Origin of the sequence: Bacillus cereus (assembly GCF_002567495.1) — a bacterium.
GTDB lineage: Bacteria > Bacillota > Bacilli > Bacillales > Bacillaceae_G > Bacillus_A > Bacillus_A cereus_AQ.
The window spans coordinates 34299-47809 of record NZ_NVAP01000046.1 but is presented as its reverse complement, the minus strand read 5'-3'; the positions used below and the strand labels follow the sequence as shown (position 1 = coordinate 47809).

Genomic DNA, 13511 nt, shown 5'->3' with positions numbered 1-13511 from the left:
CTGATATAATATAATGGTATTCTAGAAGTTCGGACAATATATCATATAATTTTGTCCAATTTCATATGACTATTAAAAAATATCTTTTGTTTGCATCGTAAGTTGTATAACATAAAAAACCTTTCTTCTAGAACTTATTCACTAAAAGAAAGGTTCATGACTTATGATTTTAAAAAAATTGGTTCTCCGTCCTTTACCGTGTACGGTAAAGAATAAGCTGGTACAAACGGGGAACCTTTCGAAAGTATATTCCGAATATCTTCTCCCTCCGTAAACTGCCCTTCATTTTTTTTCAAAGCGTCATATAAGTCGATTCTATAATCAACAAAAACTTCTCCTTTTTCATTTATTACAAAAGGAAGTCCTTTACCAGAATACGGACTTGTCACTTGTGGTACATCTTTATATCCTAGTTTTTTGAAATCCAATTCATATACACCATCTGAAATTACTTTTTTAAAAGGTGGATATTGATGTTCATCACGATACATCCTAAGCTTTAAAGATAGTTCCTGAATTTGTTCAGCCATCCTAACATCAATTAACTTTACTGTTGGATTTGTTTCAACGTCTATTAATACGTATTGATAGACGCCTCCACTTTCATACGCATTCCCTGGCGCTTCTTGTATGTAACGCGGGGCAATCTGTTGAAAATCGATTGGATACTTTTGATAAATAGGTGTACTCATATCCCTCGTCTTAATTGGCAATATCCCATCATTTTGATCCTTAAATGTCACAACAGCTTTTTGAACAACCTGTAGCTGATCTTCATAAGGAACCGCATTTTGCTTCATATTTTCTTTCGGATACAGACACCCCGTTAAAAGGCTCATACAACAAAATATTAAAATAATATGGACTTTTTTCACTAGCATCACCTTTTCACACTAATATAACTTGCTCCGTATGTAGCATTTTCGAGACCATTCCATTTACTGCTGTACAGGTCCACTAAATACAACAAGAAAAATAACAATTCCTGACACAACCATAAGGGTGTACGCTACTAACGCTGTAATCCCTTTCAAAAATTTATTCTTTATTTTATGTCTACTTAATAAAATAAAACTTACTGCAAAAAACATAAATCCAATTGCTCCTAAAGCCAACCACATTTTCATAAGCCCTTCTGACATATACACACCCCTTTTTATTAAACTATTTTTATACTATTTTAACAAATTAAAATCTTTAAACAAATATAAAAAGAACATTTTAATACGAATTAATAACGCGTAACTTTATTCAACTGGATTTTTTCTACCCTCCACCAATCTACATAAAAATAAAACCGAAGCGACTATACCTCTCGCTTCGGTTGACCAAATATGCCCAAAAACAGCTCTACTCCCATTCTTTCATGGCTATCATATGCAATCTACAAACTCTTTGTTTCTCATAATTTATTTTTTAAACATTTTGCTTAACGAGCCAAAATCTGCTGGCATATTATTGTTAATAATCGCTTTTACAATTTGATCCTCTTGCTCTTTCGGCACTTCACGTCCTGCCATAAGAGCAACTTGATGAATTAATTGACGAAGTACAGTTTCATCACGTAAATTCGCATTTTGTACAGATGATGCTAATTTAAAAATATCCTCTTTATTTACTTTCGCTTCCTTCTCAATATTATTAAAAATGTTATTATCCATTCTTTTCACCCTCTCCTCAAGTTACTCTTCATCCTATGCAAAAATGAAAAAATGGTGAAAAGACCCAAAAAATAAAAAAGCGACAGAAGTACAAATGTACTTCTGTCGCTTTTCTTTACAGTAAGTCAGGTATAGCTTCCACTTCATGTTTTCGAACACGTCCCATCAATGAGCCTACCGCATCTTTTACGTTATTCCCATTGAACAGTACGTCATATAAAGCAGCTGTAATCGGCATTTCAACTTCCATTTTCTCTGCCAATTCATGAGCAGCTTTCGTTGTTCTTACACCTTCCACAACCATACCCATGCTTTCTAGCACTTCTTCTAAAGAGTGTCCTTTTCCAAGCATATTTCCAGCGCGCCAATTTCGGCTATGAACACTTGTACAAGTTACAATTAAGTCTCCCATACCAGTTAGACCAGCAAACGTTAACGGATTTCCACCCATTTTTCTTCCTAAACGAGCAATCTCTGTTAAACCACGTGTCATCAATGCCGCCTTTGCATTATCACCTAATCCAAGACCATCAGTTATACCAGCAGCTAATGCGATAATATTTTTTAACGCACCACCAAGTTCAACCCCAACGATATCTGGATTTGTGTATACACGGAAATAACTATTCATAAACAGATCTTGTACTTCCTCAGCCGCTTCCATACGCTTTGCTGCAGACGTAACAGTTGTCTCTTGTCGTAAACCAACTTCTTCAGCATGACTCGGTCCAGACAATACAACAACATCTTTAATTAAGTTCTCTGGAATTTCTTCCTCGATCACTTCCGAAATACGTTTTGACGTACCAGGTTCAATCCCTTTACTCGCATGAATCCAAGTAATCGGTTCTGTAACAATCTCTTTCATCTCTTGTAATACATCTCTGTACGCTTTCGTCGGCACTACTAGCAGTACTGTATTTACATCTACTAATGCTTCTTCTAAAGAAGAGTAGGCTACGATTGTGCTTGGCAATGTAATGCCTGGGAGATATCGACTATTCTCATGCTTCGTATTCATTTCATCCATAAGTTCTGGGCGATTTCCCCAAATACGTACATCATGTCCATTGTCAGCTAATACCATCGCTAACGCTGTTCCCCAGCTACCTGCTCCTACTACTGTGATTTTTGTCATAAAATCACATCCTCTCCATTAGTCTCTTGCTCGAGCGATAATGTGAATCGGCGTTCCTACAAAACCGAACGCTTCACGTAAGCGATTCTTTAAGAAGCGCTCATACGAAAAGTGCATTAATTCTGTATCGTTTACAAACACAACAAATGTCGGTGGTTTTACCGCAACCTGTGTCGCATAGAAGATTTTCAGACGGCTACCATTATGAGTCGGTGTTGGATTCATCGCTACCGCATCCATAATTACATCGTTTAATACGTTTGTTTGTACACGGATGCTATGGCTTTCATTTACCTCATTGATAACCGGTAATAACGTTTGTGTACGTTTTTTCGTTTTCGCAGATAAGAATACAATCGGTGCATAATCCAAGAATTGGAAATGAGCACGGATGTTTTCTTCAAATGCTTTCATTGTTTTTTCATCTTTTTTCACTGCATCCCATTTGTTTACAACGATAATAACAGCTCGTCCTGAATCATGAGCATATCCAGCGATTTTTTTATCTTGCTCAATAATTCCTTCTTCTCCGTCTAAAACAACTAAAACAACGTCAGAACGTTCAATCGCTCTAAGTGCACGAAGCACACTATACTTTTCTGTACTTTCGTATACTTTTCCTTTTTTACGCATACCAGCTGTATCGATGATTACATAATCTTGATCATCTTTACTATATGGTGTATCGACAGCATCACGCGTCGTTCCTGCTATATTACTTACAATTACACGTTCTTGACCAAGAAGTGCATTTACAAGCGATGATTTCCCTACGTTTGGACGTCCAATTAAAGAGAAACGGATTGTTTCATCGTCATACGCTTCTTCTTCAATCTTCGGAAAATGATTTGCAGCTTCATCTAACAAATCACCAAGTCCTAAACCGTGTGTACCTGAAATCGGGAATGGCTCGCCAAATCCTAATGAATAAAAATCATAAATATCACTACGCATTTCTGGATTATCAATCTTATTTACCGCAAGTACAATTGGTTTTTTAGAACGATACAAAATTTTAGCAACTTCTTCATCCGCTGCAGTTACACCATCGCGACCATTCGTCATAAAAATGATAACATCTGCTTCATCAATCGCGACTTCCGCCTGTTGACGAATTTGTGTCAAGAACGGCTCATCTCCAATATCAATTCCACCTGTATCAATAATGTTAAACTCATGATTTAACCATTCTCCCGCACTATAAATACGGTCTCGAGTTATACCTGGTATATCTTCTACGATTGAAACTCTTTCTCCAACAATTCTATTGAAAATAGTAGATTTTCCTACGTTCGGGCGGCCTACTATTGCTATTACTGGTTTCGGCATATACTTTCATCCTTTCAACTTGCTTCTGTTTATTATGTAAAAAACCCTTCTTTGTGCAAGAAGGGATTTGCATTCCAGAATATTTCTCAACGTATCAAAACACCTCACATTATAACACACGTTCCTAATGTTTCACAATAATATATACATTCTCTTGTAAGCGATGCGCAATACCATCTAAAATTGCCTCTAAATTATTTGCAACAAATTCTAGTTCCTCCGTCGACTCACAAACAAATAAAGGTGCACCACCTGCAAATTTTTCTGGCGTCGTTGTAATAACTGCCAGAATAACACTTTCTAACATCATCTCTTATCTCCCCTTCCTTTCGGGGCTTCCGATGACATATGTACAGCACTTTCTAACGTTGGTACATTTCCTATGACACTTATCGCTTTTTCTGCATCTTGATCTTGCGGCAAGACAAAGATTCCAACCCTGCCGTCCTCTAAATCACGCTTCGCTAACGGTACAAGCGCTGGTGTACCAGAATCTCTATAGATCCCTAACGCCACCGAAACATCGTGTAAAACAGCTTGCCGTTGCCCTAAATTTGAGATTGTCACCATCGCATCAATTGATTTCGGTTTTAAAATAAATCCCATGCCATATTTCATAATTTCTTCTTGCCTCGCTGGTAATCCAATATTCATAATATAAATATTATCAATATAAAGTCCTGCTCCTTCAAAACGAAGCGGAACATGCTCAATCTCAACAAGATCATGTAGCCTTTTTCCAGACATTAATTTTTTCGCAATAAAAAATGCGAGTATAGCCATAATTACTCCAGCAATCCATGAACGGAATCCTATATACGCAAACGTCGTTGCAAACGACGTTAACATCGCCAAATAGTTGCGACTTTCAAAAACCAATGCAATTCCTTCAATGTATGTATTTCCACGCGGTACGAGCTCATATCCATCTAATTGTTGAAGTGTGTTTCTTTCCATATTACGTACATCACGAAATTGCGTCGCTGCTAACGTAAGAAATGTAATGGCAGAAAAATCTTTTTTCAAAATTGATGGGATTGCAATTGCTCCTAAAGCAGCTGCAATTAACCCCATTGCAATATGAATAATTTTCCCGTGCAACCTCGTCGGATATTGCCGCGTATCCGTCCGAAGCATTAACACCCTTGTAACCGTCCCCGCTATTACGCCGCATAAAATGGCTGGTGTATATTCAGTCATGTATTACCCTCGCCTTTCTTTTACGTGTTTTTCTCTTAAACTGTTCCATGTATACTGATGCTTTTGCAATCCAAAACAATACTGCCATGAATAATGTAGAAACGGCGACGATATCAAAAAACGCTAAACTACCGTAATCATATGGAAAATTCAATTTCCGAAAAATAAGCGTTACTAGCAACTCTCCTTGTAACATTCCTACATATAAGGAACATAATCGTAATATACGATCCCCATGCAATAACACTGATGCATACACAAGAGCACTACTTAGCAGAAACACTCTATCCACCACAATCCAAATCGGATCATATATTTCTAACAGATGAAAACTTGTATATAACATTGCAATAATAAGTGCCGAAAGTAAGCTATATAATTTTTTCCAAATAGAATATAGCGTGATTCCTATAAAAGAAATAATACAAAGTAAAAGAGCATTTACTGATACCACGAATGAGGCAATCGTTACATATAACGGAGAGCAAATTATAAAAATCAATATACAAGCGCCTAACTTCCACCGAATAGGATCCTTTTTCATAAAAAAGGTTACGATAATCCATCCTATCCAAGCTACAAAATAAAAAGTACTTCCATCCATCAACTTCACCTCCTATGTTTTCCATTATGGGAACTTTTTATGAAAGTTAATCTACTTTATTTACGCATAGTTTTTTCTTATAACAGCAACACTTTTAACAAGGAGGTGTTATTCATTATGGGTAAAGATCGCCAAGAACGAAAACTAAGAGAATCACGCCGCGTTGAATCTGACCGTGACCGATCACTACAATATCCAGGCGCAACTGGACTTGATACACCAGAGCAAGCTCGAAAACAAAACCAGCACTAATGAATACAAAAAGACGGTTTCGATATTGTACGAAACCGTCTTTCACATAATCATTTTAATGTTTTTTATTTATATCGAAATAACTTTTTTACGTACTATATCCTCCCATCACTTCTTTTCACCTCCACCTATCCCCTTAGGAAATCAAGCCTTATCTAATAGTTCAGTAACTAACCATCTACATTTTCCAACCCTTTTTTTCATTACATTTTTATGAAAAAATATTTTTATAAAATACTAATTCCATTCTTCACTTTATATTACGAAAAAGAACAAAAAAGAAAAAAATCAACCAAACGGTTGATTTTTCATCTCCTACTATAATGCGTAGTATCAATACCACGCTGCATTAACCAATGATATGTTTCACCTTTTACAACAAGAGGTACAGATTGCAACTCTTCTATCGTCTTCACACCGAGAGCTGTCATAATAAATTTCAAATCTGTATGTAAAAGATCGATTTCATCCATTAACTTCTCGATACCATCTTGCATTAAAATACGTAAAAAGTAACCAGCAAACGCAGTTGTATTCGCCCCTAATGCGATTGCTTTCGCTACGTCAAGCGCTGTTTGTATACCCCCAGATGCAATAAAAGAGAGGTTATTATTTGTAGAGGTTGCTTCAATAATCGAGGTAGCTGTTTGTATGCCCCAGTTATTAAAATAAGAAAGCATTCGCTGTCTTCTTTCATTTTCAACAGCAGCAAAATTCGTACCACCTTGTCCACCAATATCAATTGCTGTTACACCTACGTTCGCTAACTGTTGTACCGTTTCCTTACTCATCCCAAATCCAACTTCTTTTACAATGACAGGTACTTCACTATTTAAAACAATTTTCTCAACTCGCTGAAGTACACCAATAAAGTCACGGTCTCCTTCCGGCATCGTTAACTCTTGTATGACATTTAAATGAATTTGTAGCGCGTTCGCTTCAATCATATCGACAGCCCACTTTGCCTGTTCGATAGTTGCCTCACTACCTAAATTAGCAAAGAAAATACCATTTGGGTTTACCTTTCTAATCACCTTATAAGAAGCAGCCTCACTTTTATCTTTTAACGCCGCCATTTGCGAACCTACAGCCATAGCAAGGTTATGATGTTTCGCTACATATGCTAATTGCTCATTAATATGTAACGTTTTCTCTCCTCCACCACCAGTCATCGCATTGATAAAAATCGGCGAACTTAGTGAAAGTTCGCCGATTTTTGTTTCACATGTTATTGTGTCATAATTTGAATTTGGCAAGCTTTGATGCACAAAATCAATATCATGAAAGCCATGCGTACGAGACTGTCCAGTAGAAAGAGCATATTCAATATGATCTAATTTACGTTTTGCCCTTACCACTTGTACCCCTCATTATTTCTTTAATTTTTTCAGTTGTTCACCAATAATATCACTTAATTGGAAAGTAGCAGAATCAGCATTTGGCTCATACTGACTATAATCTTCAGTTACATTATTTTCCTCAAGCGCTTCTTTTATACTTAAAGAAATACGTTTCTCTGCTACGTGAACTTCAAGCACTTTCACTTTTACTTCCTGTCCCATTTCCAATACTTCACTCGGATTTTTCACGTGACGATTTGCAATTTGAGATACGTGTACAAGTCCTTCAACGCCAGGTAAAATCTCAACGAATGCACCAAATGTAACAAGGCGTTTTACTACTCCCTCACGAATATCTCCAGCTTTTATTTCGCCAGCAACATTTTCCCAAGGTCCTGGTTGAGCTGCTTTAATTGATAAAGAAATACGTTGTGTATCAGCATCAACAGATAATACCTTTACCTTTACCTTTTGACCTTGCTCCAATACTTCAGATGGTTGCTCTACACGTTCGTGTGAGATTTGTGAAATGTGAACTAAACCGTCCACACCACCAACGTTAACGAAAGCACCAAAGTCAGTTAATCGTTGCACTGTTCCTTCAACAACGTCACCTTCTTTTAATGAAGAAATTGCTTCTTTTTTCTTAGAATCTAGTTCTAATTCTACTACCGCTTTATGAGAAAGGATTACACGATTTTTTTCACGGTCTAATTCAACAATTTTTACCGCTAATGTTTTACCTTTATAGTCAGTAAAGTCTTCTACATAATGTACTTCTACAAGTGAAGCTGGGATAAAACCACGAACACCAAGGTCCACAACTAATCCGCCATTCACGATATCTTTTACAGTAACATCAAATACATGACCAGAAGTAAATTTCTCTTGTAATTCTACCCATGCTTTTTCTGCATCAACAGCACGTTTAGATAAGACAAGATCATCTTCTTCTAATTTAATAATTTTTAACTCTAGTGTTTGATCTAATTCTACAACATCGCTTGCTTTTTCAATATGAACGTTAGCTAATTCACTAATTGGAATTACGCCATCTGTTTTGTATCCAACATTTACAAGCACTTGTTTCTCTTCAACTTTCGTTACAGAACCTGTAACAACGTCACCAACTTGTAATTCTTTTGAATCCATAACTTCTTCATTCATTTTCTCTACCATGGAAATACCTCCCTACAGAATTGACAAAGCATTTTTATGTATATACGAAATGAAAACAAAGTTTTCATTTGCATGTTTAAGAATTTCTCATCACATACTCTTTTTCAATACCATTCACAAAGAAAATATATTAAACCTATATAAATAGTATACAGCAAAACCAGATTGAAAAAAGTATGTTTTGAAATATAATAGCGAATATATTCTGACAGTTTTATTCCTCTTTAACTAACTTCTTACAAATCAGCTCATTTGTCAAGGAAAGAGACTCACAATTCACGTATCCTTTACATTTCTATATAAATAAAAAAAGAAAGAGGCTAGCCCCCTTTCTTTATTTCGCAAACACTCCTGAAACAATACTCATAATTTTTTGGACAACTTCTTCAATTGATAAAGAAGTCGTATCTAATTCCAATGCATCATCAGCCTTTTTTAGAGGAGAAACTTCGCGTTCTGAATCTAATTTATCACGCTGAGCAATTTCTTCTTTTAACTGCTCTAAATTAGAATCAAAACCTTTATTTAAATTTTCTAAATGTCTTCTTTCCGCTCTTTCTTCAACAGAAGCAAGCATAAAGATTTTCACTTCAGCATCTGGTAATACATGTGTACCAATATCACGGCCGTCCATTACAACGCCACCTTGTTTCGCTAACTCTTGTTGACGAAATACCATTTCTTCACGAACAAGGCGATGCTTCGCTACAATAGATACTCGGTTCGTCACATCAGGTGTACGAATGACTTCAGAAACATCTTGTCCATTTAAAAATACAAGCTGTGTATTTTCTCCTTGCTGAAATTCAATATTTACATTCTTTACAACTTCCATTAACTGCTCTTCATTTTCAATGTCTACTTTTTGTTCAAGGGCTGCATATGTAAGCGTACGGTACATCGCGCCTGTATCAATATAAACGTAAGAAAGTTCCTTCGCAACAACTTTTGCCACTGTACTTTTCCCAGCAGCTGCTGGACCATCTATAGCAATTGAAATTCGTTTATCCATTGTAACACCTCATTTTTTCACTTATAAAACAAAACGAAAAGCAGGTGTTCATCCCTGCTTCTTCTCATTTGCTTCACGTCATTAAATCCTCAATTATTGTAGCATAATCCTTCATAGAAGAAAATGAAAACTACCTATTCACCTGCAAAATTTCCGCTTTATTTTTTGCGATAACACCTTCATAATAAACAATTTTAGACAAATATTTCACTGAAGATTTATGCATAAATAACAATTGTACAACACAAAGACAAATACATTGAATGACCAATATACGAATAAAAATTTTCTCCACTTTTTTCAAAGCATTTACTCCTTCCTACCCTACATTTACACATCTCGTTTCATGTTTTTATACAACGCACATAAAACAACTAGTTTTATTGTCAATTTCCTAGCATACTTTTATACATTTCCATTGTCGAATTTACTCAAAACATGTTATGTTCTAAATGTATTTTTCAACTTGAAAGGGGTATAGCATTGAAAAGAATCCTAGTTTTACACACAGGTGGAACAATTGCAATGGAGGAAGATAAAGAAACTGGCGTCGTACAACCAGGTGAAAAAAATCCACTTTTAAAATTCATTCCTGATTTAGAAGGCGATGTTGATTTAATCGTTGAAGATGTGTTCCATTTACCGTCTCCCCATATGACACCGAGCGAAATGTTACAATTACAAGTCATCATTGATGAAAGAGTAAAACAAGACAACATTCATGGCGTAGTCATTACGCATGGTACGGATACATTAGAAGAAACAGCTTATTTCTTAGATTTAACAGTACAATCAACTATTCCGATCGTTGTAACAGGTGCAATGCGTTCTAGTAATGAATTAGGTGCTGACGGCCTATATAACTTCTTATCAGCTGTAAAAGTCGCTAGTTGTGACGAAGCGGCAGAAAAAGGTGTTTTAGTCGTATTAAACGACGAAATTCATTGCGCTACAAATGTAACGAAAACACATACAAGTAATGTCGCAACATTCCAAAGCCCACAATACGGACCGATTGGAATGGTAACAAAACGCGGCGTTGTCTTCCATCACGCTTTAGTACATCATGAAACATATACGGTAAACAAAGTGTCTAAAAATGTAGTTGTTCTAAAAGCATATGCTGGCATGGATGATACATTATTAGCAGCAATCGAGAATCTTCCTGTAGACGGTATTGTTATCGAAGCACTCGGACAAGGTAACCTACCTCCAAGAACACTTCCTAGCCTAGAACGATCACTAAATAAAGGTATTCCTGTCGTATTAGTTTCTCGCTGTTTCAACGGTATCGTTCAAGACGTATATTCGTATGAAGGTGGCGGTAAACACTTAAAAGATATGGGCATTGTATTCACATACGGCTTAAACGCACAAAAAGCACGTATTAAATTACTGGTCGCATTAGAGAATACAAATTCTCATGAAACAATCCAAAATATGTTTATGCACGAATAAAAAGGAGCTGTCGAGGTTTTCTCGACAGCTCCTTTTATTTTTCTCTTAATGCAATGGTTTGTGCAATTGCATCTCCATGAAATCTACCGTTCTCGATAAATATTTCATTTGCATTATTTCCAGCAGCAATGACACCTGCAATGAAAATATTTTCAGCATTCGTTTCCATTCTATCCTCTGTATAAATCGGACGCCCTGTTTCTTCATCAATCAAAACACCCATCTTCGTCAAGAAGCTATGATCAGGGTGATAACCAGTCATCGCAAATACAAAATCGTTTTGGATTGTAGAAGCTTCACCATCAATCGTAAACGTTAATGTATGCTCAGTAATTTCTTTCACATGAGCCCCGAAATGCATTTGAATTGTGTCGTTTCGTACTAATGCCTCGAATTCCGGCAAAATCCACGGCTTAATACTTGGTGAATACTCACTTCCACGATACAGTACCGTTACTCGTGCACCAGCTTTAACAAGTTCCAACGCAGCGTCTATACTTGAATTTTTCCCACCTATAACTACTACATCTCGATCAAAATAAGGATGTCCTTCTTTAAAGTAATGAGCTACTTTCTTCAGTTCCTCACCTGGAACGTTCATATAATTTGGATGGTCATAATATCCAGTTGCTACAACAATATATTTCGCTACATATATCTCTTTACTTCCGTCACGTTTTGTCGTTTCAACCTTAAAAACTTCTCCATCTTTTTGAACCTTCTCCACTCGTTCAAAAGCATTTACGCGTACAGACTTACGCTTTACCACTTCACGATAATATGCAAGTGCTTGATTTCGAACTGGTTTACGATTTTCTGTGATAAAGGCCACTTCACCAATTTCTAATTTTTCACTAGAAGAGAAAAATGTTTGATGAGTTGGATAATTATAAATCGCATTTACAATGTTTCCTTTTTCAATTACTAACGGATTTATCCCTACCTTTTGCAACGAAATTGCCGCTGCTAATCCGCACGGACCGCCTCCAATTATAATAACTGTTTCTTTCTGCATACTCTTCCACTCCTAGTCTTCTACCAATACACTATTTATAAAAACAAGAAAAAACCTACTTACAGCAGTAGGCACCTATCTTTATTGTATTCATTTTTCATATATTTGTCATCTAAACGAAACGTACATCCGATAGACATCTGCTAAAAACTGCTGAAATTTAATACCTTGTTGCCCTAATACATTTTCAGGATCAATTTTTCTAGCTGGATCAAGTGTTTTATGTGATACGATATCTTTTTTCGGATTCAAGCCAAAATTGTGACACAAATACGCATGATACCACGTAAAACGCGTATACGCTTCCCAAAAGTTAACATCGCCGCCATAACAAAGCTCCACTCCAATAGCAGCCTTATTTGCATCATAACCATATAAGTCATTATCCGTCGGCACATTGTATCGCACATGGTACGCAACTTCACTTATAGGAATAATCTCCAATATTGTTTTATCATCTATAAATGTATGCGCCGAAGCTTTCGGTTGTATTTCATTAAAGTAATCTCGATTCCCTATCGCATTGCTTCCAGGATTCCCCGTATCATGGCTTACAATAAACCTCACTTTAGTCAGTGGAATCCCCGGCCGTGAACTTCCATATCCAATATAATTACGCTCTATAGGAAACATCGCCATTACTACCAACTCCCGCTCTAGAAGATTACCTTACTTCCTTATATATGTATTCGGCAGTAATGTTCTTATCGCATATTTCTTAAGCGAAGAGAAAATCGAAAATGTTTGATGTGAACACCATAAATAACAGAATACTTACAGCCACTCCATAAAAACCGTAAAACCAAACACAATCTTCTTTCGTATCTAAACCGAAAAATTTATTTACTGATTGTACTAATGTGCCACGCTTACTTTGTTTGTTTCGTAATACTTCCACTCGTTCTACAACATCCGCTGGCATCATAAATCTTTGGTCTACTGTCATTTTCATCATTTATCTCTCCTTAAAATCATTTCCGTTTTGTTTATCTAAGGAAAGTATAGCACGTTTGTTCGTATAGAACAAGCGTTCTTTTTATTTTTATTTTATTTTTCAGCAAGCCAAGTAAGAATTGAGATGACAACGGCAATAATTGGCCCAACTACAACCACACCAAATATTAAAAACAGTAGCCCTTCCCCGGACACCCGAACGATACTTATTTTTCGGGCTTTCATCGTTCTTACGAGTTCTCCCTCTAACCGCTTAACCTTTTCTTCTAATTGTTCTACTCGTTCCATCATTTCATTTTCCATATACAACACCTCAATCTAATACTTCAACAAAAAACGTGATTCCCTCGAAAGGAAATCACGTTTTCT

At 36.3% G+C, this 13511-nt stretch carries 18 protein-coding genes; 2 read left to right on the top strand and 16 right to left on the bottom strand.

The window, feature by feature from the left end; all coding sequences use genetic code 11:
- Window positions 1-161: 161 nt before the first annotated feature.
- The 8 genes from COK05_RS22660 to COK05_RS22625 form a co-directional block, all read right to left on the bottom strand.
- The gene (locus tag COK05_RS22660) at window positions 162-875 is read right to left on the bottom strand and encodes a hypothetical protein (RefSeq protein ID WP_141539219.1); all 714 of its coding nucleotides are present in this window, start codon (window positions 873-875) and stop codon (window positions 162-164) included.
- A 63-nt stretch (window positions 876-938) separates the two neighbouring features.
- Window positions 939-1142 carry a DUF2768 domain-containing protein gene (locus COK05_RS22655; RefSeq protein ID WP_001289005.1) on the bottom strand — a complete coding sequence of 68 codons (204 nt, stop codon included), beginning with the start codon at window positions 1140-1142 and terminating at the stop codon, window positions 939-941.
- A gap of 267 nt (window positions 1143-1409) precedes the next feature.
- Window positions 1410-1661 carry a stage VI sporulation protein F gene (locus COK05_RS22650; RefSeq protein ID WP_000369753.1) on the bottom strand — a complete coding sequence of 84 codons (252 nt, stop codon included), beginning with the start codon at window positions 1659-1661 and terminating at the stop codon, window positions 1410-1412.
- 115 nt (window positions 1662-1776) lie between these two features.
- The gene (locus tag COK05_RS22645) at window positions 1777-2799 is read right to left on the bottom strand and encodes an NAD(P)H-dependent glycerol-3-phosphate dehydrogenase (RefSeq protein WP_098614356.1); all 1023 of its coding nucleotides are present in this window, start codon (window positions 2797-2799) and stop codon (window positions 1777-1779) included.
- Between the two features lie 18 nt (window positions 2800-2817).
- On the bottom strand, window positions 2818-4128 hold the full coding sequence (der, locus tag COK05_RS22640) for a ribosome biogenesis GTPase Der (protein WP_098614355.1): 1311 nt from the start codon (window positions 4126-4128) through the stop codon (window positions 2818-2820).
- Window positions 4129-4252: 124 nt separating this feature from the next.
- Window positions 4253-4438, bottom strand: a complete 186-nt coding sequence (locus COK05_RS22635; protein WP_000979059.1) for a capping complex subunit for YIEGIA — start codon at window positions 4436-4438, stop codon at window positions 4253-4255.
- On the bottom strand, window positions 4435-5328 hold the full coding sequence (locus COK05_RS22630) for a YIEGIA family protein (protein WP_098614354.1): 894 nt from the start codon (window positions 5326-5328) through the stop codon (window positions 4435-4437). Before COK05_RS22630 ends, COK05_RS22635 begins: the two co-directional genes overlap by 4 nt.
- A complete protein-coding gene (locus tag COK05_RS22625; protein WP_098614353.1) occupies window positions 5321-5932 on the bottom strand; it encodes a YphA family membrane protein in 612 nt (203 codons plus the stop codon). The genes COK05_RS22630 and COK05_RS22625 overlap by 8 nt, the downstream gene beginning before the upstream one ends.
- 117 nt (window positions 5933-6049) lie before the next feature.
- Between COK05_RS22625 and COK05_RS31095 the strand changes: the two genes are divergently transcribed.
- Window positions 6050-6184 carry a YpzI family protein gene (locus COK05_RS31095; protein WP_141539218.1) on the top strand — a complete coding sequence of 45 codons (135 nt, stop codon included), beginning with the start codon at window positions 6050-6052 and terminating at the stop codon, window positions 6182-6184.
- A gap of 308 nt (window positions 6185-6492) precedes the next feature.
- Here COK05_RS31095 and fni read toward each other — a convergent pair whose 3' ends face one another.
- The 4 genes from fni to COK05_RS31415 all read right to left on the bottom strand — a co-directional run bounded on the left by fni (window position 6493) and on the right by COK05_RS31415 (window position 10019).
- Entirely contained in the window at window positions 6493-7542 is a 1050-nt protein-coding gene (gene fni, locus COK05_RS22615) for a type 2 isopentenyl-diphosphate Delta-isomerase (protein ID WP_098614351.1), read from the bottom strand.
- Window positions 7543-7554: 12 nt separating this feature from the next.
- Window positions 7555-8703, bottom strand: a complete 1149-nt coding sequence (rpsA, locus tag COK05_RS22610; RefSeq protein ID WP_098614350.1) for a 30S ribosomal protein S1 — start codon at window positions 8701-8703, stop codon at window positions 7555-7557.
- A gap of 334 nt (window positions 8704-9037) precedes the next feature.
- Window positions 9038-9715: a (d)CMP kinase gene (cmk, locus tag COK05_RS22605; RefSeq protein WP_098614349.1), complete on the bottom strand. Its 678-nt coding sequence runs from the start codon at window positions 9713-9715 to the stop codon at window positions 9038-9040.
- Between the two features lie 130 nt (window positions 9716-9845).
- Entirely contained in the window at window positions 9846-10019 is a 174-nt protein-coding gene (locus COK05_RS31415; protein ID WP_098614348.1) for a YpfB family protein, read from the bottom strand.
- 179 nt (window positions 10020-10198) lie between these two features.
- Between COK05_RS31415 and ansA the strand changes: the two genes are divergently transcribed.
- A complete protein-coding gene (gene ansA, locus COK05_RS22595) occupies window positions 10199-11173 on the top strand; it encodes an asparaginase (RefSeq protein ID WP_098614347.1) in 975 nt (324 codons plus the stop codon).
- Window positions 11174-11207: 34 nt separating this feature from the next.
- Here the strand turns inward: ansA and COK05_RS22590 are convergent, their stop codons facing one another.
- From COK05_RS22590 to COK05_RS22575, 4 genes are all read right to left on the bottom strand, one after another.
- Window positions 11208-12188: a YpdA family putative bacillithiol disulfide reductase gene (locus tag COK05_RS22590; protein WP_098614346.1), complete on the bottom strand. Its 981-nt coding sequence runs from the start codon at window positions 12186-12188 to the stop codon at window positions 11208-11210.
- Between the two features lie 108 nt (window positions 12189-12296).
- Window positions 12297-12827, bottom strand: coding sequence for a peptidoglycan recognition protein family protein (locus COK05_RS22585; RefSeq protein WP_098614345.1), 531 nt, complete (start codon window positions 12825-12827; stop codon window positions 12297-12299).
- 79 nt (window positions 12828-12906) lie between these two features.
- Window positions 12907-13143 (bottom strand): DUF3961 domain-containing protein, encoded by a 237-nt coding sequence (locus COK05_RS22580; RefSeq protein WP_098614344.1) that lies wholly within the window; start codon window positions 13141-13143, stop codon window positions 12907-12909.
- A 92-nt stretch (window positions 13144-13235) separates the two neighbouring features.
- Window positions 13236-13445 (bottom strand): hypothetical protein, encoded by a 210-nt coding sequence (locus COK05_RS22575; protein WP_098614343.1) that lies wholly within the window; start codon window positions 13443-13445, stop codon window positions 13236-13238.
- Between the last annotated feature and the right edge of the window lie 66 nt (window positions 13446-13511).